General features: G+C 29.1%; 23 protein-coding genes and 2 pseudogenes. 23 read left to right on the top strand and 2 right to left on the bottom strand.

The window, feature by feature from the left end; all coding sequences use genetic code 11:
• Positions 1 to 5 precede the first annotated feature (5 nt).
• The 16 genes from rpsE to dnaJ all read left to right on the top strand — a co-directional run bounded on the left by rpsE (position 6) and on the right by dnaJ (position 12,283).
• Positions 6 to 521, top strand: coding sequence for a 30S ribosomal protein S5 (gene rpsE / locus SLY_RS01530; RefSeq protein WP_012359042.1), 516 nt, complete (start codon positions 6 to 8; stop codon positions 519 to 521).
• Entirely contained in the window at positions 518 to 715 is a 198-nt protein-coding gene (gene rpmD / locus SLY_RS01525; RefSeq protein WP_012359041.1) for a 50S ribosomal protein L30, read from the top strand. Before rpsE ends, rpmD begins: the two co-directional genes overlap by 4 nt.
• Positions 715 to 1,152: a 50S ribosomal protein L15 gene (rplO, locus tag SLY_RS01520; protein WP_015637882.1), complete on the top strand. Its 438-nt coding sequence runs from the start codon at positions 715 to 717 to the stop codon at positions 1,150 to 1,152. The genes rpmD and rplO overlap by 1 nt, the downstream gene beginning before the upstream one ends.
• 1 nt (position 1,153) lies before the next feature.
• A complete protein-coding gene (gene secY / locus SLY_RS01515; RefSeq protein ID WP_015637881.1) occupies positions 1,154 to 2,401 on the top strand; it encodes a preprotein translocase subunit SecY in 1,248 nt (415 codons plus the stop codon).
• Positions 2,402 to 2,422: 21 nt separating this feature from the next.
• Entirely contained in the window at positions 2,423 to 3,076 is a 654-nt protein-coding gene (locus SLY_RS01510; protein WP_015637880.1) for an adenylate kinase, read from the top strand.
• On the top strand, positions 3,073 to 3,816 hold the full coding sequence (gene map, locus SLY_RS01505; RefSeq protein WP_015637879.1) for a type I methionyl aminopeptidase: 744 nt from the start codon (positions 3,073 to 3,075) through the stop codon (positions 3,814 to 3,816). The genes SLY_RS01510 and map overlap by 4 nt, the downstream gene beginning before the upstream one ends.
• A 34-nt stretch (positions 3,817 to 3,850) precedes the next feature.
• Positions 3,851 to 4,069: a translation initiation factor IF-1 gene (gene infA / locus SLY_RS01500; RefSeq protein ID WP_012359036.1), complete on the top strand. Its 219-nt coding sequence runs from the start codon at positions 3,851 to 3,853 to the stop codon at positions 4,067 to 4,069.
• 11 nt (positions 4,070 to 4,080) lie between these two features.
• Positions 4,081 to 4,197 carry a 50S ribosomal protein L36 gene (gene rpmJ / locus SLY_RS01495; protein ID WP_012359035.1) on the top strand — a complete coding sequence of 39 codons (117 nt, stop codon included), beginning with the start codon at positions 4,081 to 4,083 and terminating at the stop codon, positions 4,195 to 4,197.
• A 12-nt stretch (positions 4,198 to 4,209) separates the two neighbouring features.
• Positions 4,210 to 4,575, top strand: a complete 366-nt coding sequence (gene rpsM / locus SLY_RS01490; RefSeq protein ID WP_012359034.1) for a 30S ribosomal protein S13 — start codon at positions 4,210 to 4,212, stop codon at positions 4,573 to 4,575.
• A gap of 15 nt (positions 4,576 to 4,590) precedes the next feature.
• Positions 4,591 to 4,977: a 30S ribosomal protein S11 gene (rpsK, locus tag SLY_RS01485; protein ID WP_012359033.1), complete on the top strand. Its 387-nt coding sequence runs from the start codon at positions 4,591 to 4,593 to the stop codon at positions 4,975 to 4,977.
• A gap of 28 nt (positions 4,978 to 5,005) precedes the next feature.
• Complete coding sequence (locus SLY_RS01480; protein WP_012359032.1) at positions 5,006 to 5,998, top strand: DNA-directed RNA polymerase subunit alpha; 993 nt, start codon at positions 5,006 to 5,008, stop codon at positions 5,996 to 5,998.
• A 17-nt stretch (positions 5,999 to 6,015) separates the two neighbouring features.
• Positions 6,016 to 6,372, top strand: coding sequence for a 50S ribosomal protein L17 (gene rplQ, locus SLY_RS01475; RefSeq protein WP_012359031.1), 357 nt, complete (start codon positions 6,016 to 6,018; stop codon positions 6,370 to 6,372).
• Between the two features lie 1,235 nt (positions 6,373 to 7,607).
• A complete protein-coding gene (hrcA, locus tag SLY_RS01465) occupies positions 7,608 to 8,630 on the top strand; it encodes a heat-inducible transcriptional repressor HrcA (RefSeq protein ID WP_012359029.1) in 1,023 nt (340 codons plus the stop codon).
• Between the two features lie 29 nt (positions 8,631 to 8,659).
• Positions 8,660 to 9,328 carry a nucleotide exchange factor GrpE gene (locus tag SLY_RS01460; protein WP_015637872.1) on the top strand — a complete coding sequence of 223 codons (669 nt, stop codon included), beginning with the start codon at positions 8,660 to 8,662 and terminating at the stop codon, positions 9,326 to 9,328.
• Entirely contained in the window at positions 9,315 to 11,171 is a 1,857-nt protein-coding gene (gene dnaK / locus SLY_RS01455; RefSeq protein ID WP_041784301.1) for a molecular chaperone DnaK, read from the top strand. Before SLY_RS01460 ends, dnaK begins: the two co-directional genes overlap by 14 nt.
• 68 nt (positions 11,172 to 11,239) lie before the next feature.
• Positions 11,240 to 12,283 (top strand): molecular chaperone DnaJ, encoded by a 1,044-nt coding sequence (gene dnaJ / locus SLY_RS01450; protein WP_012359026.1) that lies wholly within the window; start codon positions 11,240 to 11,242, stop codon positions 12,281 to 12,283.
• Positions 12,284 to 13,172: 889 nt separating this feature from the next.
• On the opposite strand, the pseudogene SLY_RS05245 reads toward dnaJ, so the two are convergent.
• Positions 13,173 to 13,295: pseudogene (locus SLY_RS05245) on the bottom strand (N-6 DNA methylase); the annotation flags it as partial.
• Between the two features lie 23 nt (positions 13,296 to 13,318).
• A pseudogene (locus tag SLY_RS05875) lies at positions 13,319 to 13,459 on the bottom strand (DUF2963 domain-containing protein); the annotation flags it as partial.
• A gap of 765 nt (positions 13,460 to 14,224) precedes the next feature.
• On the opposite strand from SLY_RS05875, the gene SLY_RS01445 reads away from it, so the two are divergent.
• From SLY_RS01445 to tyrS, 7 genes are all read left to right on the top strand, one after another.
• On the top strand, positions 14,225 to 15,841 hold the full coding sequence (locus tag SLY_RS01445; protein WP_015637867.1) for a hypothetical protein: 1,617 nt from the start codon (positions 14,225 to 14,227) through the stop codon (positions 15,839 to 15,841).
• A 201-nt stretch (positions 15,842 to 16,042) separates the two neighbouring features.
• The gene (gene secA, locus SLY_RS01440; RefSeq protein ID WP_015637866.1) at positions 16,043 to 18,541 is read left to right on the top strand and encodes a preprotein translocase subunit SecA; all 2,499 of its coding nucleotides are present in this window, start codon (positions 16,043 to 16,045) and stop codon (positions 18,539 to 18,541) included.
• Positions 18,542 to 18,544: 3 nt separating this feature from the next.
• A complete protein-coding gene (prfB, locus tag SLY_RS01435; RefSeq protein ID WP_015637865.1) occupies positions 18,545 to 19,657 on the top strand; it encodes a peptide chain release factor 2 in 1,113 nt (370 codons plus the stop codon).
• A gap of 75 nt (positions 19,658 to 19,732) precedes the next feature.
• The gene (gene rpsP, locus SLY_RS01430) at positions 19,733 to 20,008 is read left to right on the top strand and encodes a 30S ribosomal protein S16 (RefSeq protein WP_012359021.1); all 276 of its coding nucleotides are present in this window, start codon (positions 19,733 to 19,735) and stop codon (positions 20,006 to 20,008) included.
• A 35-nt stretch (positions 20,009 to 20,043) separates the two neighbouring features.
• Complete coding sequence (trmD, locus tag SLY_RS01425) at positions 20,044 to 20,778, top strand: tRNA (guanosine(37)-N1)-methyltransferase TrmD (RefSeq protein WP_041784298.1); 735 nt, start codon at positions 20,044 to 20,046, stop codon at positions 20,776 to 20,778.
• Positions 20,779 to 20,810: 32 nt separating this feature from the next.
• Complete coding sequence (rplS, locus tag SLY_RS01420; RefSeq protein ID WP_015637863.1) at positions 20,811 to 21,167, top strand: 50S ribosomal protein L19; 357 nt, start codon at positions 20,811 to 20,813, stop codon at positions 21,165 to 21,167.
• Between the two features lie 68 nt (positions 21,168 to 21,235).
• Positions 21,236 to 22,483, top strand: coding sequence for a tyrosine--tRNA ligase (tyrS, locus tag SLY_RS01415; RefSeq protein WP_012359018.1), 1,248 nt, complete (start codon positions 21,236 to 21,238; stop codon positions 22,481 to 22,483).
• The last annotated feature ends 4 nt before the right edge of the window (positions 22,484 to 22,487 follow it).

Genomic DNA, 22,487 nt, shown 5'->3' with positions numbered 1-22,487 from the left:
AAACAATGAAAACAATAAAAAAAGAATTTGTCAAAAAAACATCTCCTTACGAGGAAAAAGTTGTCAAAATTAAACGTATTACTAAAGTAGTTAAAGGCGGCCGCCGTTTTCGTTTTTCTGCTTTGGTTGTTGTTGGTAACAAAAAAGACCAAATCGGTTTTGCAACCGCGAAAGCCCAAGAAATTGTGGATGCTATTAAAAAAGCTGTAGAAAAAGCAAAAAAACAATTAATTCGCATTCCTATTGTAGGAACTACGATTCCTCATGACACTATCGGTCATTTTGGAGCTTCTAAATTTCTTTTAAGACCCGCTTCAAAAGGGACTGGGATTGTTGCTGGAGGAGCCGCTGCAAGAACTGTTTTAGAATTAGTAGGCATTAGTGATGTTTTAACTAAAACTTTTGGCTCTCGTACTTCTATTAATGTTATTAGAGCTGTGATGGATGGATTAAAAAATTTAAGAACAAAAGAAGAAGTAGCTAAATTAAGAGGTCTTACTTTAGCCAAAAATGAACAATGAAACTTAAAATTACTTTAATCAAAAGCTTAATTTCTTGTCGCCAAAACCAAATAAGAACCGCTTATTCTTTAGGTTTAAAAAAAATAAACAATCAAGTTATCAAAGATGATGTTCCAGCCATCCATGGAATGATCAAAACGATTAGTCATCTTGTTGTGGTTCAAAAAGTTTGTGACACAAAGGAGGAAGCATAATGCTACACACTATCAAACCCGTTGTCAATGCTCGTAAAACGACCAAACGTTTAGGTCGTGGTCCTGGTAGTGGCACTGGAAAAACTTCCGGAAAAGGCCACAAAGGACAATTAGCACGTTCAGGAAAAACTTTGCGTCCTGGATTTGAAGGCGGACAAATCCCTTTTTTTCAAAGAATTCCTAAAAGAGGATTCCATAATTTTGCACAAAAAAAATATGCTGTTCTTAATTTAACAACTTTGCAAAACTTTCCAGAAGACAGTGTTATTACCCCTCAATTATTATTAGAAAAAAAAATTATTAAAGATCCATTATCTGGCATTAAAGTCTTAGGTCAAGGTACTTTAACTAAAAAACTAGTTGTTAAAGCTTCTAAGTTTTCACGCCAAGCAGAAGCATCTATTTTAGCAGTTGGTGGGAAAATAGAGGTTATTTAAGATGAAACGTAAATTAAAATTAATTTTAGGTAACCCTAAATTGATTTTTCAAATTTTATTTACCTTTTTTATTATTTTTCTTTTTCAATTGGGCACTAGAATAAGTTTGCCTTTTATTCCTTCTGGTTTTTCAGGTTGGAAGTTGTCAGGAAAAGAAATATTTTTTATTGCCCCTCAAAAACTTTTTGGTTTAGGTATTTACCCTTATATTACAGCCTCGATTGTAGTTCAATTTTTACAAAAATTTTTTCCTTTTTGTCGTGAGTGGAAAGAACAAGGACAAATTGGTAAACATAAAATTAATTTTTTAACTCGCGCTTTGGCTTTATTGTTAGCTTTTGCACAAACCATGGCTTTTATTCAAAAATCCAATTCTCAATTAGAATCCAATTTAAAAATTTCAGGCTTTAATTACTTTTTAATTCCTTTAATCGCTGCTGCTGGATGTGCTATTTTAATTTGGTTTTCTGATTTAATTACTTCTCGTGGGGTTGGAAACGGAACTTCTCTTTTAATTATTGCTTCTATGGGTGGTAGTTTGATTGCCTCTTTTCAAGAATTAAATATAAATTATTTATCAAAATTGAGAGATGGTTTTGATTCAGAATTATTTTCACAATTTCTTCTTCTTGTTTTGATCTTAATTTTGTTTTTAGTTTTAACCGTGATTGTTCAAATAACTGCTTTGAAAGTTAAAGTTAATTATGCTCGAAACCGAGTTTCTTCCGAAAGTGGTAGCTACATCCCTTTAAAAATTAACACTGCTGGAGTTATGCCTGTTATTTTGGCTCAATACTTGATGATGCCTTTTACAACTTTGGCTGATTTAATTGGAAACCAAACATTTAAGTCCGTTGTTGATTATTTAACTAATGCTCGCATTTTTAATTTTGCCTTTGGTTTGTATATTTTATTAATTATTATTTTTTCTTTTTTCTCAACTTTTATGAATGTTAATCCTGAAGAAATTTCTGAACATTTATCCAAACAAGATGCCTATATTGCTGGTTTAAGACCAGGAGAACAAACCACAAATTATTTATCTTCAGTTTTGTTTAAAGTTACTGTTATAGGTGTTCTTTTTATGATTACTCTTGTTACTACCCCTTTACTTATGCAAAGATTTTTTAAATTAACACATATGAAATTAGGAGGAACAAGTTTACTAATTATTGTCAGCGTCGCAATCGAGACTATTCAACGAATTATGGCCACCGCTCAAAAAAAAGAATATGCAAAAATTTTTTAATTAGTTAGACTAAATTATATTATGATATTAATATTATTAGGGCCTCCTGGAATTGGCAAAGGCACTCAAGCAGCGGTTTTATCTGATCTTTTAAAACTTCAACACGTTGCAACAGGTGATATTTTTCGTAAAAATTTTCAAGAAAACACTCCATTAGGTAAGGAAAGCAAAAAATTTATTAATAAAGGTCTTTTAGTTCCTGATGAAATTACTAATCAAATGATTGCTGATTATTTATCTCAAATAGTTCCTCATTCAAATTTTTTATTAGATGGTTTTCCTAGAAACGTCTTTCAAGCTCAATTTTTAGAAACTTTTTTTACTAAATCTAATTTACATTTGACTAAAGTTATTTATTTTAACGCTTTCAAGCAAGATTTAATGAAACGAATTGAGGGACGAAGAATTTGTTCTCATTGCGGTAAAGTTTATCATCTAGATAACCTACCGCCGAAAATCGAAGGTATTTGTGACAAAGATCAAAAAAAATTAATCCAAAGAGAAGATGATAAACCTAACACTTTTTTAAAACGTTTGAAAGTTTTTAATCAAGAAACTTTGCATTTAGTCGAGTATTACCGCTCCAAAAAACAACTTTTTGAAGTTGATGGGATGCAAAACATTCAACAAGTTACTCAAAAAATTTTAAAAGTTTTAGAAACGGAGCAAAAATGATTTCTATCAAAACTCCTTATGAAATCTCTTTGATGAGGCAATCCGGGATTATTTTGCAACAAACTCACAAAATGCTCGCTCCCTTTATTATTCCAGGAACTTCAACTGAAAAACTGGATTTATTAGCTCAAGAATTTTTTAGAAAAAACAACGTTGTTTCTGCTTTTAAAGGCTATCATGGTTTTCCAAAACACATTTGCACTTCTATTAATGAAGTAGTTGTTCATGGCATTCCTTCCAAAAAAGCAATTTTGAAATTGGGAAATATTGTTACTTTAGATATAGGTATTAATTACCAAGGTTATTATACCGATTGTGCTTATACTTATTTTGTAGGTAATGAATTTTTAACTCCTCCTAAAATTGTTGCCTTAACAAAAGAGGCTTTAATGCAAGGACTTGCCCAAATTAAACCAGGAAACCATTTTTCTGATATTTCTCATGCTATCGAAACATTTGCTAAGAAACATCAATTAGGAATTGTTCAAGATTTTACTGGTCATGGAATTGGTGCATCTTTGCATGAAGAACCTTATATTCCTAATTTTGGTCCACCACATCGAGGCGAACTTTTGCAAAAAGGAATGACTTTTTGTGTTGAACCTATGTTAACATTAGGAAGTTCAGAAGTTGAAGTTTTAACTGATAATTGGACTGTTGTAACAATTGACAAAAGTTTAAGTGCTCATTTTGAACATACAGTTGTAGTTACTGATACAAGTTATGAAATTTTAACCTAATGTTAAAAAAATTAAGAAATTAAAGGATTTTTAAATGTCAAAAACAAATATTATTGAATTGGAAGCAATTATTGTTGAAGTATTACCCAATGCTAAATTTAAAGTTGAGCTTCCAAATAAAAAAAAAATCAATGCTTATGTTTCTGGTAAAATACGCATTAACAATATACGTATTTTACCTGGTGATAAAGTAAAAATTGAATTATCACCATATGATCCAACGAGCGCACGTATTACATATCGTTTCAAATAAGGAGAAAGATGATGAAAGTTAAAGCGTCGGTCAAAAAACGTAGTGAAGACGATATCATTGTTCGTCGTAAAGGTCGTGTTTATGTTATTAATAAAAAAAATCGTAGACACAATCAAAGACAAGGATAAAAGGAGGATTTTATGGCGCGAATTGCAGGAATAGACATTCCTAGTGATAAAAGAGTAGTTATTGCTTTGACTTATATTTATGGATTAGGCAAAAAATTATCTCAAAAAATTTTAAATGAATTAAATATCAGTCATGATATTAGAGTTAAAAATTTAACAGAACAGCAATTATCTTCTTTGCGTAGCGAAATCACTAAATATAGTGTTGAAGGCGATCTTAGACGCGAAGTTACACTTAATATTAAACGATTAATGGAAATTGGTGTTTATAGAGGACTACGTCATCGTAAAGGTTTACCTGTGAGAGGTCAAAAAACTAGAAACAACGCTCACACTGTTAAAGGAAAACCTAAATCAATCGCTGGTAAGAAAAAATAATAAAGGAGAAAGGTGATGGCAAGAAGAAAAACAACCAAACGAAAAGTTAAAAAAAACGTTCCTTTTGGGATAGCGCATATTCATACTACTTTTAATAATACCATTGTAACTATTACGGATGCCAATGGTAATGCTATTACTTGGAGTAGCGCTGGAGCTTTAGGTTTCAAAGGTAGCCGTAAATCTACTCCTTTTGCTGCTCAATTAGCAGCTGAGGCAGTTGCTAAAGCTGCTATGGAACATGGGATGGCAAAAATCGAAGTTTTCATTGCGGGACCAGGTCCAGGCAGAGAAGCAGCTGTTCGTTCTTTGCAAGCAGCAGGATTAGAAATTACTGCTATTAAAGATGTGACTGCAGTTCCTCATAATGGTTGTCGTCCTCCAAAATCCCCTAGAGGATAAAAAATGTTTGAAATATGAAGGAGTAATTATGAAAAATCTTAAATTTATTAAACCTTTTTTTGTTGAGGAACTGGATGAAAAACTTACCTCCGGCAAATTTATTTTTTATCCCTTAGTTAAAGGACACGCTACTAGCATTGGTAATTCTTTAAGAAGAACTTTATTATCTTCTTTACCTGGAACTGCAATTGTGAATGTTTCAATTGAAGGCGTGGAACATGAATTCACTACTATTTCAGGCGTTTATGAAGATGTTATGACAATTATTTTAAACTTAAAAAAAATTATTTTTAAAGTTGATGATGAATCTAATGATTTTGAAGAAAAATTAAAAATATCTCTTTCTGGCCCTCAAAAAATTACTGCAGCTTCATTTGGACTACCTGAAGGTGTAAAAATTATTAATCCAGAAGCGCCAATTGCAACTATTTCTTCGGATATTAATTTTAATATGACAGCCACCATTAAAAAAGGCATTGGTTATGTCAGTGCCAAAGATAATAAAGTTCATAGTGAAAATCAATTAGGAGTAATTCCTATCGATTCTTTATTTACTCCAGTTGTTAATGTTGCTTATCAAGTAGAGAAAAAAATAGGAAACAAAGAAGAATTAACTATGGAAATTACTACTAATGGAGCTCTTTTAGCCAAAGAAGCACTTGCAACGGCGGCAAAAATTTTAGTAGAACATTTTAACGTGGTATCAGAATTAAGCCAACAAACTCCTAATGTGGAATTTGTTTCCGAACGGAAACCAGAAGCTCATAATTATTTTCTTGATTTAGAAATTGAACAACTAGATTTATCCGTTAGACTTTTTAATAGCCTCAAAAGAGCAGGAATTAATACTGTTGCTGATTTAGTTAAACTTAGCGAAAGAGAAGTTGTGAAATTAAAAAGTTTAGGTCGTAAATCATTTCAAGAACTTAAGGATAAGTTTGTGGAATACGGTTTAGAATTTAATGATTGTTTAAAAGAAGCTTTACATAATAGCGATGAAGAAGAAAAAGAAACCAATTAGAAAGGAGTTGACTTATTATGCCTTTTAGTAAATTAGGTCGCAATAAATCCCAAAGAAGAGCTTTATTAAGAACTTTAATGACTGATTTAATTGTGAACGAACAAATTATAACAACAGAATCAAAAGCCAAAGAATTACAAAGATTAGCTGATAAAATGATTACTTTAGCTAAAAAAGGAACTTTGCACACCAGACGCCAAGCTGCAAGACATCTTTTTGATGAAAAAATTAATGAAGAAACAACAGTTTTACAAAAATTATTTCAAAAATTAGCTTCTCAGTATTTGAATTGCCAAGGTGGATACACTAGAGTAATTAAAACTGTTCCTCGCCGTGGAGATGCAGCCCCAATGGCTATTATTGCTTTTGCTTAAAAATACAAAAATTTCTCTTTTTAAGATGAAGTAAATACAAAAATTTTATTTTTGAAGGCAATTATTTTAATAAAAAAATTAAAAAAATATTTTAAAATACTTAGGATGCTTTTTTTAATTGTTAAAAAAATAGGACTGACTTATTTTGTAGTCGGTCTTTTTTTTGTACTCAAAACTAAAAAAATAATTTTTAAGATTTTTTCTAAAACTGTTTTTAAAGGAGAAAAGATAATTAATGAAGCGAAAAAAATTTCTCAAGAGTTTTATTACTATACTTTAAAAAAAGATTTCAGTTTGATAAGTGGTTTGAAAAAAATACTATTTTTTTATTTAGAAACTCATTTGTAAGGACTATATTTGTGCTTGATTCAAGAATTGATTTTAATATCCTTCGTTAATGATATATTTTTAAGGTATGAAACAACTGCATCAAAATGACATGAAATTAATTTTTTTTAATGTTAATTTTATCTTAGAAAATGAAAAATTATGAAGTAAAAACAAAATTAATTATTTAATTGAATTAGTGGAGGGGACCTGCGCAGATATTTAAAAACATTATTAATATAAGTCAAAAAAACTATCAACTGCATCATATTTTTAAAATTTATTCAGTCATCAAAAAGACTATTGGATTGCTTTTGGTTCTTATTGGTTATTAAATGCTTTTAATTAATTATTTTTCTTTTTTAAAAAAGAAAGTTAATGGCCAATTAAAAATAGGTTTTAATTTATTGAATTTTTTTGTTAACTGTCATCGCAAGCTCTTTTTATAAAAAATAAATATTTCCAATTGCAAATATTAACCCTTATTTTTTTAATTTTTTTCATTTTGAGATCGTTTTTTAGTTTGAGGTAAGAGTATTTGAGACAAGAAGATTAACTTAAATTTTTTTTTTTTTTGCTTATCTCTTTTTTAATTTTTTTTGAAAAAAAGTAATTTTTGAAAACTAGAATAATAATTAATATGTTTTTTCTCCAAAAATTTAATAGCATTTCTATTTTGTGAGGTTATTTTTCAATTTTAATTAAATAATTATTATTGCCACTTTTTTTAATTATACATATTCTTAAAGACTGACTTATTTTAGTTGGTCCTTTTTTATTTATATTTTTCTCTAAATTATAACTTTTTTTATTTTTTAACCATCAATCAAAAAAATGGTTGACATTGTAATCAAAAAAGCATATAATATTATTGGCAATCATTACTATGAGTGCTAAAGGTGTTAATTATGCTTTCAGATAGAAAAAAAATAATTTTAAAGGCGGTAGTAGAAAGCTACTCCCAAAAAAGACAACCAGTAGGTTCCAAATCATTAATTCATTTGCCTGAGCTTCAATTTTCTAGTGCTACTATTCGTTATGATATGTTAAAATTAGAAGAAGAAGGTTTTTTAAAAAAAAATCATACTTCAAGCGGAAGAATTCCTTCATTTAAAGGCTACACTTATTATTTAACTCATTTATTAACTAGAGACTATGATGCAGCCAATTCGTTTCCTTTGATTGATAAGGTTATTCAAAACAAAACTTTTCATAAAAACAAAGTAATTAAAGAGGCAATAAAATTACTTAATAGTTTAACTAGTTATACAGCTATGGCGATTGGACCCGATGTTTTTAACAATAGTAAGATCAGCAAAATTGATTTTATTCCTTTAAATCACAAGCAGGCTTTGATTTTAATTATCACTAACAAAGGTGATGTTCAACATCAAAATATTTCTTTAGATCAAACAAAAGAAATTAGTATTTATGATTTAAAAGATATAGTCAAAATTATCAGTGATTTGTTAGTGGGAAAATATTTATCAGAAGCTGTTAAAATTATTCAAAGTGATTTTGTTAAACAAACGATTGCAAAATATATTCGTTTTCAAGAGCAATTGATTGCCTTGTTTATTGAAGCCTTTAGTAGTTTTGCTTCAGAAAACACCTATTTTGCAGGAATTTCTGAGATGACTAAAAAAAAAGAATTTAGCGACTTAGAATTAATTAAAAAAATTATGAATTTGTTAGAACGCAAAGAGTTGTTAAAAATTTTGTTGAATCAAGAAGGTTTATCCTTTAAATTATCAGATGAATTGCAACTAACTCCCGTTAAAGATTATATGATTTTGTCTATACCTTTTGCTATTGATGCCAACGAAAAGGGGACAATTGCTATTTTGGGACCTTCTTGGATGAAATATCCTAAAATTATTCCCCTTTTAGAATATTTATCAATTCATTTATCAAAATTAAACCAGGAATAAATTAAAAATATTTACGAAAGGGGCTAAAAATGTTATTTGAAGAAAAAGAAGAAAAAAATAATTGTCAAGCTTGCGATGTTTGCGATGACAATGAAAAAAATGCAACCCCAACCGAAGAAACAAAGAAAAAACTTAATTCGGATTGCGATTGCACTCATCAAGACAACACACAAACTGAAAAAAAACCATCATCAAAAACAATTGTTAAATTAAAAGAACAAATCAATAAATTAACCCTTCAATTGGAAGAACAAAAAAAAGCATTTGCTGATGCTTCTTTGAAAAATCAAGCAGAATTAATTAATTTTAAAAAAAGATTGCAAAAGCAAAAAATACAAGAATTAAAATATGCTTCTAGCAACTTGATTTCTGATTTGTTAGTTCCTTTGGAACAATTAGAAAAAGCATTAGAAATTTCAACAGATAATGAATTATTAAAAAAATATTTGTTAGGTTTTCAAATGATTCAACAACAAATTAAAAACATTTTGAAAGAAGAAGGAGTTGAAGAAATTCAATCCTTAAATGCTGTTTTTAATCCAGCATTGCACAATGCTTTAGAAAAAATTTCGGAACCAGAAAAACCAAACAAAACTAATTTAAAAGTTTTACAAAAAGGTTATTTATATAAAGAAAAAATTTTACGACCAGCAATGGTTCAAGTAAATGAATGGAGTAATGAAGATGGCAAAAAGTAATAAAATTATAGGAATTGACTTAGGAACAACTAATTCTTGTGTTGCTCTTATGGAAGGCGGAGAGGCCAAAGTTATTCCCAACGCTGAAGGCGGAAGAACAACTCCTTCAGTAGTATCTTTTAAAGGTAATGATATTATGGTGGGAGAAATTGCTAAACGTCAAGTAATTACCAATCCTAATACCATTAGTTCTATTAAAAGACATATGGGAGAAGCTAATTATACTGTTGATGTTAACGGTAAAAAATACACTCCCCAAGAAATTAGTGCGATGATTTTGACTAACCTTAAAAAAACTGCCGAAGATTATCTTGGTGCTGAAGTAAGTGATGCTGTTATTACTGTTCCTGCTTATTTTAACGACGCTCAAAGACAAGCTACTAAAGACGCTGGTAAAATTGCTGGTCTAAATGTTAAACGTATCATTAACGAACCAACTGCAGCAGCTCTAGCTTATGGAGCTGATAAAAGCAACAAAGAACAAACTATTTTAGTTTTTGACTTAGGCGGCGGAACTTTTGACGTTTCCATTCTTGATTTGGCTGATGGAACTTTTGAAGTTCTTTCAACTTCAGGCGATAACGCTTTAGGAGGGGACGACTTTGACTTAAGAATTGTTGATTTTTTAGTTAAAGAATTCAAGAAAGATAACGGAGTTGATTTATCAAAAGATAAAATGGCAATGCAACGTTTAAAAGATGTTGCTGAAAAAGCTAAAAAAGAATTAAGTGGTGTCACTTCTAGCCAAATTTCTTTACCTTTCTTAACTATGAGCGCGTCAGGTCCTTTGCATTTAGAATACAATATGACACGTGCGAAGTTTAATGAATTAACTAAAGATTTAATTGATCGTTGTTTAGGTCCTGTTAAACGTGCTTTGAGTGATGCTAAATTAACTATTGAAAAAATCGATCAAGTTCTTTTAGTGGGTGGTTCTACTCGTATTCCTGCTGTTCAAGAATTAGTTAAAAAAGAATTACAAAAAACTCCTAATAAAAGTATTAATCCAGATGAAGTAGTTGCAATTGGTGCTGCTATTCAAGGAGGTATTTTAGCAGGAGATGTGAAAGACATTTTATTATTAGATGTTACACCGCTTTCTTTAGGAATAGAAACTTTAGGAAACGTTTTTACTAAATTAATTGAAAGAAATACAACCATTCCAACTTCTCAAAAACAAGTTTTTTCAACTGCATCAGACAATCAATCAGCAGTAGATATTCATGTTTTACAAGGAGAAAGACCTTTAGCAGCTGACAACAAAACTTTAGGACAATTCCGTTTAACAGATATTCCACCAGCTCCTCGCGGCATTCCTCAAATCGAAGTTACTTTTGACATTGACGCAAATGGTATTGTTTCTGTGAAAGCTAAAGATTTAGGGACTCAAAAAGAACAAAAAATTACTATTTCAGGCAGTGGGGCTTTAAAAGAAGAAGAAATTAAAAGAATGATACGTGAAGCCGAAGAAAACGCTGAAGCAGATCGTGTTAAAAAAGAGGGAATTGATGCACGCAATGAAGCTGATAATATGATTTTCTTAACTAAAAAATCTTTAGACGACCTTAAAGCAGAAGTTACTCCTGAAGAAAAAGAAAAAGTGCAAAAACAAATCCAAGAATTAGAAACAGCTTTAAAAGGTGAAGATATTTCCTTGATTAAAGAAAAAACAGCTAGTTTATCAAAAGAATCCCAAGGGATTGCCATGAAGGCTTATCAAAAAGCTCAACAACAACAGCAAAACCAAAATGAAGCTAATCCAGAACAACCGAATTCTTCCGACAAAGATAAAAAAGACGGAGTTGACGAAGTAGTAGATGCAGATTTTGAAGAAAAAAAATAAACTATCAAAACAATCAAACGAAGGATAAAACAAACCTTTATTGAATTGTTGGGCGGAGCGACAATAATATGACAAAAAAAGATTATTATCAAGTTTTAGGATTGAATAAAGAAGCAACCCCTAAAGAAATTAAAAAAGCTTATCTTAGACTTGCTAAAAAATATCACCCCGATGTTTCTCAAGAAGCTAATGCTGAAGCCAATTTTAAAGAAATTCAAGAAGCTTATAGTGTTTTAAGCGATGCTAATAAAAAAGCTAATTATGATCGTTTTGGCCACGATTCCCAAACGCAACAACAAGGATTTTCTGGTTTTGAAGGTTTTGAAGAAAATATTTTTAATTCTTTCAGTGATTTTTTTGGCACCAACAAACGCAGTCGAAAAGTTAACTATGATAAAAAAGTAGAAATGACAATTAGCTTTATGGATGCAGTTTTAGGAGCTTTGAAAAACATCGATATTATGGTTGATGCTGATTGCCAAGTTTGTCAAGGAAAAGGAGCTTTATCCTCAAGCGATATTGTTAAATGTAGACATTGTAATGGTTTAGGACAAGTAATTACCGAACAAAGAACTTTTTTAGGCAATATCCGTTCTCAACAAACTTGTCCTTATTGTCGCGGAGAAGGCGAACAAATTAAAAACAAATGTTATTCTTGTCATGGCTCAAAACGTCAGAAAAAGAAACAATCAGTTAGTTTTCAAATTCCTGCAGGGATTGAGGAAGGAATGTCTTTTCAAATTCATGGAAAAGGCAATTTCCCTCCTTTAAGCAACCAAGCAGGCGATTTATACATTAACTTTAAAATTCGTCCTCATGAATCATTTGTGAGAAAAAACCAAGATATTGTTTTAGAAATCTTTATTAATGTCCCTGAAGCCGTTTTGGGAACTAATAAGCTTATTCCTACTATTTACGGCGAAGTTAATTTAAAAATACCATCAGGAATTCAATCAGGAAATAAACTGCGCATGAAAAACCAAGGAATAGCTTATCTCAATTCTTCCTATCGTAAAGGTGATCAATATGTAGTTGTTCATGTAAAAATACCAAGTTCACCTACTTTAGAAGAAAAAAGACTTTATCTCAAATTACTACAATTAAGTAACTAAAAAAATTTCCAGATTTTGATTAATCCCAATTGTTTTCTAACAGCTGGGATTTTTTTTATTTATCTTAATGAATTTTTACAAATCCAATACACAGAAATAATTTAATGAAAACATTTAAGAATGATTAAAAATACAAAACAACCGTTAACAACTATTTTTTTGTATTCATCAATTTTTTGTGATTATTATTAATAAATTATCAAATTCATGATTCTTTTGTTTGTTTTTTTTAAAGATATTAAAAAAAGACTAACTAAAAAGTTAATCTTAAAAGTTTTTTTAAAAAATTATCCTAAATATTTTAATATTTCAGTCACTATTAAGAAAAGAGTTTTGTAAAAAGAAAAAAGTACCTATATTTTTTTTGGAATACCCCACAACCTTCGATATTTAATTTGGAATAACTTTTGCGGTCAATTAAAAGCTTTTCAAAAATTGCAACAACCCCATAACAATTAACTAATAACTTGCTTTAACTAGTTAAAAGATGGAACTTTTATATCTTTGGCAACTCAAAACTAATTATTTAATTAAATAAAGTCTTTTTTTGGGATTTTAGAATTAATAACTTGCCCTTCAAAGTTTGTAATTTTGTAACATTAATTCAAGGTTTTTTAGTCAAAAAAATCCCCCAATCACCCTTTTTGTTAATTTCCTTTATAATATTCTTTGCTTGAAAGATTGCTTTTTAATCATAATCAATTTCATATTTATATAATTATTATTGACTTTAGTGGATTTTGGTAATGTTTTTGAATAAAACTTTAAGTTTTGTAGTTTTTCTTCAAGATTTAAAATAATTTAATAATTTAATATTTTAATATTTTTTTCAATTAAATAAATATTTTTTTGGATACTTAAAAAAGTACCCTAATTATTTCATCAGCCCAATTAAACCGCGTTGGATTTGAGGTGATAAAATATTATATAAAAATTGCGATACCCAACTGGGAGTATAAATAGTAGATTTTTTTTCATTTTTGAAAAAATTATTTCTATCAACTCGATACATTTTTTATTTTTCCTTTTCTTTTTTTAATTTTTGATTATTTGACCCGTTAGGGGGTATTCGTAATTTTGAGTGTAATCAACTGTTGTTCCATTTGATTTGTATTGGGTGAGTTTGATTTTGTTGCCTGTGTATGGGTTGTAATCAATAGTATAATCAATTGTTTTTCCATCTTCTTGGTTATTGGGTTAATTTGATTTTGTTGGATGTTGTTAGGTCGTAGTCGATGATTTACCAAACTTTTTTACTATCGTAGTAATGTCTGATTAATTGAATTTTGTTCCCTGTAGTTGGGTGGTATACGTAGATATATTTTGTTCCATCTCGGCAGATAATTGTTTTTTTTATTTTCCATTTTGTTTTTCTCCTTTTTTTTGGAAAAAAATGTTGTTCTCAAATGGTGCCATTTTTGTGGAGCTTACCAATATTTCAACTAATTTATCACGAACTTTGATATCACTTGGATCATTCTAATAATCAATAAGAAATTTAAGGCGTTCTTCGCGTATTTTTTAAATTCGTGTTTTTTCGCCGAATTTTTTTCAGTAAATATTTCTTCAAATAATACTTTTTTAATTTGTGGATTGGTGGTTTTTTCCATTATATTCCTTTCTAAAAACATTTTTTTTAGAAAGGAATGAAAATATCCATGATTTTGATCACAAAAAAAAGACCGACTAAAAAGTCGATCTTATAGAATTTTTAAAAAGAAAAAAGTTGTATAGTATTTTTAAACTGTCCACCCAAAAAGAAACTAATTAAATTATAACGATAAAAACTTATTATCAGTTATAATAATAATGTGGTGTTTGTTTCTCTTCTTTTTTCGTTTGTTATTTAATGATTAGTTTTTTTGAAAAACTAATTAAAAACCAAAAGAACAAAAAAAATTCATATTATATGAATTATAAAGTAATTAGAAATATTTTAAAATGAATCTAAAATCTTTTATTGCCTATCTTTTGATGGTTTTAATAACTTTATTGTTTCTCTTAATTTTTCATCTTTGCCCTTGGGAAATCCAAAACAAAGAACTAATTAGTAAAAACCGTAAATTGATGCAAGAAGAAAAAAATATTCCTATTGGCCAAAAGTTAGACAATCCAATTGAAGCCTCTTCTTTACAACACTTTTCTGAAAAAACTCCAGATTTAGACGCTTTACAAGAAATAACAAGAGAAGCAAAAGAATTAATAAAAAAAGGCTTGAGTGCTTTAGAACTTAAACAAAAAGGCTATACTGCAAACATTTTAAAAAAAGCACATTTTTCCGCACAAAAATTAAAACAATTAGGATACAAAGCCAGAGATTTAAAAACGGCACAATTCAAAATTAAAGCTTTGAAAACTGCTGGTTTTTTACCAGAAGAATTGCTTCAAGCAGGGTTTTTGCCTCAAGATTTAAAAAAAGCCGGTTATTTGCCGCATGAACTGATAAATCTTAATAACGATATTTTTCAACAAATAGGATACAAAGCAAAAGATTTCAAAAGAGATTTTATTAGTTTAGAACAATTAGAAAAAAAAGGATATACCATTTTTAATTTAATTCAAGTTGGTTATAGTCCTTTAGAATTATCATTTAGATACACAATTAACAAAATCAAACTAGAAGCATGTTATAATCTTTTGCAATTAAAAAAAGCCGGTTTTAGTGCTAAAGAATTAATTCTTTATCTTGGAGCAACTCCTCAAGAATTAAAAGATGCTTCTTTTTCTGCAGTACAATTGAGATATACAGGACTATCTCTTTATGGCTTTAAGTCAATTGGTTATACTCCCGAAGAACTAAAAAAAGCCGGTTTTAGTGCTAAAGATTTAAAAGAAATGGGATACCCTTTGCAAGAGCTAATTCCTCCCTTATATTCTTTAAAACAGTTGTTACAAGAAGCCCATTTTAGTTTAGAAGAATTCAAAGAATTAGGAATTCCTGCTCAAGTTTTAAATCAAAATGGCGTCCCGATTTCACAATTAAAAGAAGCTGGTTATTTAATAGAGGAACTTAAAGGTTTTAAATTTAGCGTTCAAGAACTAAAAGATGTGGGCTATACTCTTGAAGAATTAAAAGAAAAAGGTTTTTCTTTGGAACAATTTTTATTCGCAGGAATCAAACTGCAAAATTTAAAAACCATTTATACTCTGGAAGAATTGAGAAATGCAGGCAGCAACATCAAAGAACTCCAAAAAGGCGGCTATACTCTTGAAGAATTAATCCAATTGCCTAATGTTGGTTTAGAATTAAGAGATCTTAAAATCACTCTTAAACAATGTTTAGAGCTTAATTGTTCCTCTAGGTTAATTAAAGAATTTGGCTATTCCAAGGAAGAATTAAAAAGATTAGGTTTTTTAGTAAATTTTTTTCCAAATGGTTTGATCAAAAGTATTACTCAAATTAATCTTCAAACTGGTAAAAAAATGAGAACCAATTTTTTTGATCATTCTTTAAAAACTTGTTTAATTAACCTTTATGATTCTTTAGGTAGACTTTGTAAAACTTATAAACCTACCGCAAAAAAATTAAAAAAAGAATTAAACTTGACTATATTTTAAAATAAGTTTCCTTTTTTTCTTAAAAAAAGGTATAATGTTATTGATGTTTATTTTTTTAATCTTCTGTTTTTGATGATATGATAATATTCAAATTTATGGTTTTTTTATCATAAATTAAAAAAATAAATAAATTTTTAGTCATCTTTAAAAGATTTAATTTTTGTAGAATTAATTAAAAGAAAAAAAAGGATTAAAATCGTTATGTTTAAGTTTTTAAAAAAAATATTTAATTCTTCTAAAAAAGCTTTAAGAAAAGCAAGAGTTATCGCTAATAAAGTCCAAAACCTTACAGAAACTATGTCTTTGTTAAAAGATCAAGATTTTGTTGTCAAAACTAACGAATTAAAGCAAAGGTATCAAAAAGGAGAAACCCTTAATCAGTTATTGCCTGAAGCCTACGCTTTAGTGAGGGAGGCAACTAAAAGAGTAACGGGACTCACTCCTTATTATGTTCAAATTTTAGGCGCTATTATTTTACATCAAGGAAATATTGCCGAAATGAAAACTGGAGAAGGAAAAACTTTAACAGCTATTATGCCTGCTTATTTAAATGCTTTGAGTGGCGATCCGGTTCATATTGTGACAGTTAATGAATATTTAGCTAAAAGGGAATTCGAAGGAAAAATCGGAGAAGTTTTTCGTTTTTTAGGCCTTTCAGTTGGCATTAATATTAAAGACAACAACACCGAAGAGAAGCAAAAAGCTTATTTGTGTGACGTCCTTTATATTACTAATTCGGAACTTGGGTTTGATTATTTAAGGGATAATATGGAAATTGATGCTAATAATTTAGTGATGAAACGTCCTTATAGCTATGCTATTATCGATGAAGTAGATTCTATTTTAATCGATGAAGCTCGCACTCCCTTAATTATTTCTCAAAGCGCCAAAGAAACCAAAAATTTATATAAAGAAGCTAATCGTTTTGTTAAAACCCTTAAAAGCAAACATTATCTTATTGAATTAGAAAGCAAAACAATTGAATTAACCGAAGAAGGAATTAACAAAGCTGAAAGTTTTTTTCAAATCAAAAATTTATATGATGTTCAACATTCTTCATTGCTCCACCATATCAAAAACGCTTTAAAAGCTTTTTTTACAATGCATAAAAACAAAGATTATTTAGTGAACCAAAACCAAGTTTTAATTATTGATCAATTTACCGGAAGAGTTTTAAAAGGTCGTCAATTTAGTGATGGCCTACATCAAGCTTTAGAAGCGAAAGAAGGGGTTTTAATCAAAGAAGAAACTTCTATCGGAGCAACAATTACTTATCAAAATTTCTTCCGACTTTATCATAAATTATCAGGCATGACAGGGACCGCTAAAACAGAAGAAGATGAATTTAGGGATATTTACAATATGGAAGTAATTGAAATTCCTACCAATCTTCCTATGATTAGGGTTGATGAACCTGATTTTATTTTTGTAACGATGCAAGAAAAATATGACGCCTTAATTAAAACAACGTTGGAAAGACACAAATTAGGACAACCTATTTTAATAGGAACAACTACGGTTGAAGTATCTGAGATTATTTCCAAAAAACTAGCTAAAAATTTTATTAAGCATGAAATATTAAATGCGAAAAACCACTTTAAAGAAGCAGAAATCATCGCCAAAGCAGGCTTAAAAAATTCAGTTACAATTGCAACTAACATGGCAGGAAGAGGAACTGATATTCGTTTAGGCGAAGGAGTTGCAGATTTAGGTGGCTTGGCTGTTTTAGGAACCGAAAGACATGAATCAAGAAGAATTGATAACCAATTAAGAGGCCGTGCTGGACGTCAAGGCGACCCTGGTTATTCTCGTTTTTTTATTTCTAGTGAAGATGAACTAGCACAAAGATTTGGCGGCAAAAGAATTGAAAAAATTATTTCTTTGTTACAACAAATCAACACCAGCGGAAAAGAAACTTCTTCTAAAATGGTTACTAATTTTTTCACTAAAATCCAGAAAAAAGTAGAATCTTCTAATTTTGATTATCGTAAATATCTTTTGAAATATGATGATATTTTAAGAATTCAAAGAGAAATCATTTATGATCAAAGAAAAGGGATTTTAAATAGTCCTCATCCAGAAAAAATAGCTTTAAATCTGATGGAAAAAACCATTAATCAAGCTGTTGTTCCTTTTTTCACTAACACAAAAAAAACCAATCAACCAGAAGAATTAATTCTTTTTTTAGAAAAATCTTTTTTTCCTAAAGGGACTTTTGATTTAAAAGAAGTTCAAGCCATTTTTGAACAATCACCTAATACAGCTCTAACTGAATTTAGAAAATATTTATCAAACAAAATGACAGTTATTTTGGAACAACAAAAAGATTCTTTTGAAAAAGAAAACAATGATATTCATTTTTTTGATCAAGTTATAAGATGGTTTATGTTAAAAATAATTGATAATTATTATAAACGCCATATTAATGATATGAGTGTTTTAAGACAAGGCGTTGGTTTTGTTGGTTACGGTCAGCAAGATTCTTTTATTGAATATCAAAAAGAAGGACAAATTTTATTCAATAAAATGGTTGATCAAATAGTTATGGATATCACAACCGCTATTTTAAGATTTCCTTTGTCGCAAAGTTTTCAAACCCCCCCTCAACAAGAAAAAATGATTTTGAATGATAACAATTCTGATAACAATATTACCAAAAGAAGAAGAAAAGTTCGCATTTCTAAAAAACCTTGGAATTAGTTTATGGAAAAGTATGAAATCAACCAACATTTAGAAAACATAGCTCAAAATTTAAGAGATTTAAAAGAAGCTATTAATCTTTCCGAAAGCTACCAAACTTTAAATCAAATTAACGAATTAATGCAAAAAAAAGATTTTTGGGATGATCCTAAAAAAGCAGTTGCAACAAGTCAGAAATTCAATGATTTACAAGAAAAAATAAATACTTTAAAACATTTAGAAACCAACCATCAAGACTTAGTAACTTTTTTGGATTTAGAATCCAACCAAAATAACGAAACTGCTTTTTTGGAAGAAGAAATAAAAAAATTAATAGACGCTGTTTTAAATTTTAAAATCAAAGTTTTTTTAAATCAACCTTATGATAATAATAATGCTATTTTAATTTTTCATCCAGGAGCAGGCGGAACGGAATCACAAGATTGGTGTGAAATGCTTTTTAGAATGTATCAAAAATATGCTCAAAAAAAGAATTTTAAAACCGAAATCCTTGATTATCAATCAGGTGAGGAAGCAGGCATCAAATCAGCTACTTTATTAGTCAAAGGAGCTTATGCTTATGGTTATTTAAAAGCGGAAAAAGGCGTTCATCGTTTGGTGAGAGTTTCTCCTTTTGATACTAACGCCAAAAGGCATACTTCTTTTGTTTCTTGTGATGTTTTGCCAGAAATCAAAGAAAAAATTAAAATTGACTTAAGGCAAGAAGATTTAAAATTTGATTTTTTTAGAAGTAGTGGAGCAGGCGGACAACACGTAAATACTACTGATTCAGCAGTGAGAATCACTCATTTGCCAACTGGATTAGTAGTTAGTTGCCAAAACGAACGTAGTCAAAACCAAAACCGCGAAAAAGCATTACAAATGCTAAAAATCAAATTATTTCAATTAGCCGACAAAAAACAAAAAGAGGAACATGCCAAAAATTTCCAAGGCGAACAAAAAGAAATTGGTTGGGGTTCTCAAATTAGAAGTTATGTTTTTCATCCTTACAAAATGGTTAAAGACCATCGCACTAATCAAGAAATTTTTCAATTAGAACAAGTGATGGATGGAAATATTGATGTTTTTATTAATGGATATTTAACTAAAATACCATTTGTGAAAAACAATCTTTAATGTTTTCATTTTTTTGATATATTAAAATAAATAAAAAGTAATAATAAATTACTAAGAAAGTAGAGTTTTATAAATATGGCAATTAAAATGCGTTTACAACGTTTTGGAGTCCACAAAAGACCTTTTTATAGAGTAGTTGCAAGTGATTCCAGAGTTACTAGAGATGGTAAGTTTTTAGACATTGTAGGAACTTATGACACTATTTTAAACATTATTAAATTAGATAATGAAAAAGTCCAAAAATGGCTTTCTTGCGGTGCTCAACCAACTCAAACAGTTAAAAAAATCTTGAAAAAAAATTTTGTTTTTCAAAAAGACAATCAAATTAAAAAACCTCAAACTGCAAAATAATTTTTTAACAGAATATAAGGAAAGTAATTTTGGTGATGATTATTGAAATTGTAACTATTTTCCCACTATTTTTTAAAAGTTTTTGCGATAATTCAATCATAAAAAGAGCTTTAAATCAACAAAAAGTTCAAATAAAAATTCATGATTTAAGAAAATATAGCGTTAATAAACATCAACAAGTAGACGATTGTGTTTACGGAGGAGGTGTAGGAATGTTACTTTCTTTCCCTCCTTTTTTTGATTGTCTTCAAGAAATAAAAACTCCTCAAAGTAAAGTTATTTTGTTATCTCCTCAAGGAAAAATTTTTGATCAAGTGCAAGCAAATAATTACGCTTCAAATACCCCTCATTTAATTATTTTATGTGGTAATTATGAAGGGGTTGACACAAGAATTTTAAAATATGTTGATCAAGAAATTTCAATAGGTGATTATGTTTTAACTGGAGGAGAAATCGCTGCCACTGTTGTTGTTGATGCTATTGTACGCCTTATTCCTGGGGTCATTAAACACGAATCTGCCTTTTCTGATTCGCACCAACAAGGTTTATTGAAGTTTCCTCAATACACAAGACCCCAAATTTATCAAAACCAAGAAGTTCCTTCAGTTTTGTTGTCTGGAAATCACGCTCAAATTGAAAATTGGCGTCAAAAAGAAAGTTTAAAAATCACTTTGCAAAAAAGACCTGATCTTTTAATTAATAAAAAATTATCCTCAAAAGAAAAAGTGATTTTAGAAGAAATCAAACAAGAATTGAAAAACAATTCTTAAAATATTTTTAAAAAACCAAAAGGAGAAAGTGTATGTCTCAATTAAAAGGGCAAGGTTTAATCGAATCAGTTACTCAAAATCAACTTAAAGAAGTACCTTTTTTTAAACCTGGAGATACTGTTAAAGTTTTTATTAAAATTGAAGAAGGAAATCGCAAAAGAATTCAAATATTTGAAGGTTTAGTTATCAAACGACAAGGAAGACTTATGTCAGAAACCTTCACTGTTAGAAAAATCTTTGCAGGTATAGGAATTGAATTTACTTTTCCTTTGCATTCACCTTCTAACGAAAAAATAGAAGTTGTTCGCCGTGGTATTGTTCGTCGTGCTAAATTAAATTATGTTCGCAATCTTTCTTCTAAAGCTGCGAGAATTAAGGAAAAAAGATAAATTATTTTTTCTTTAAAAAAATAATATTTTAGAAAAATTCTTTTTTAAATAAAAATAGGAGTTTGAAAATGTCTTTTTATGAAGAATTAAAATGGCGTAATTTAATTAAAGATTCTAGTGATGAAAAAGAATTAAAAAATCTTTTAGATTGTAAAAAAATTAAATTTTATTGCGGTTTTGATCCTACTTCCGATTCTTTAACTGTGGGACATTTAGTTCAGTTAACAATGATGTCATTATTAGAAAAACAAGGACATTCTCCTTTTATTTTAGTTGGTGGAGCCACTGGTTTAATTGGTGATCCTAAAGAGACAGAAGAAAGAAAATTATTATCTTTAGAAACATCTTTGCAAAACGCCAAGAGTCTTGAAACACAATTGAAAAAGATTTTATTTCAAAAAAAAATAACTTTTTTAAACAATTATGAATGGTTTTCTCAATTAGATATAATTACTTTTTTAAGAAAATACGGCAAACTTTTTAATATTAATTATATGTTGAACAAACAAACAGTGGCCAAAAGATTGTCTTCAGGGATTTCTTTTACCGAGTTTACTTACATGATTTTACAATCTTTAGATTTTCATCATTTGTATAAAAATTATGGTGTTCAATTGCAATTAGGCGGTTCTGATCAATGGGGAAACATCACAAGTGGGTTAGAATTAATTAGAAAATTAGAAACAACAAGTCATGCTTTTGGTCTTAGTACCCCACTTTTATTGAATGCTAATGGAACTAAATTTGGCAAGAGCGAACAAGATGTTTTATGGTTAGATCCTCAAAAAACATCTCCTTATAAAATTTATCAATATTTTTTGAATCTTGCTGATGAAGAAGTTGTTAATTGCTTAAAACAACTTACCTTAATCCCCAAAGAAGAGATTTTAGAATTAGAAAAAGCCACCCTTCAAACTCCTCAAAAACGTTTAGCTCAAAAAGCTTTAGCGAACAACATTGTTAATTTAATTTATTCTCAAAAAGTTTTGCAAGAATGTCACAAAACTAATGAAGTTTTATTTTTAAATAAAAAGAAAGAAAGTTTTCAAGAAGCAGATTTTACCTTATTAAATAAAACTTTATTTTCATATGAAACATCATTAGTTTCTATTCCTTTATCTGAGGCTTTAGTAAAAACCCAATTAACTACTTCCAAAAGGGAAGCGCGCGAATTTATCCAAAGAGGAAGCATTCAAATTTTTAATGAAAAAATCAAAAATCCTGATTATTTAATTGACAAAAAAAACACTTTATTTAATAAATACGTTCTTTTAAAAAAAGGAAAAAAAAACAACTCTTTAATTATTTTGAACTAATTTT

Origin of the sequence: Strawberry lethal yellows phytoplasma (CPA) str. NZSb11, from assembly GCF_000397185.1 — a bacterium.
In the GTDB taxonomy this organism is placed as follows: Bacteria; Bacillota_I; Bacilli_A; order Acholeplasmatales; family Acholeplasmataceae; genus Phytoplasma; species Phytoplasma australiense.
This window is presented reverse-complemented; position numbering and strand designations above follow the sequence as displayed.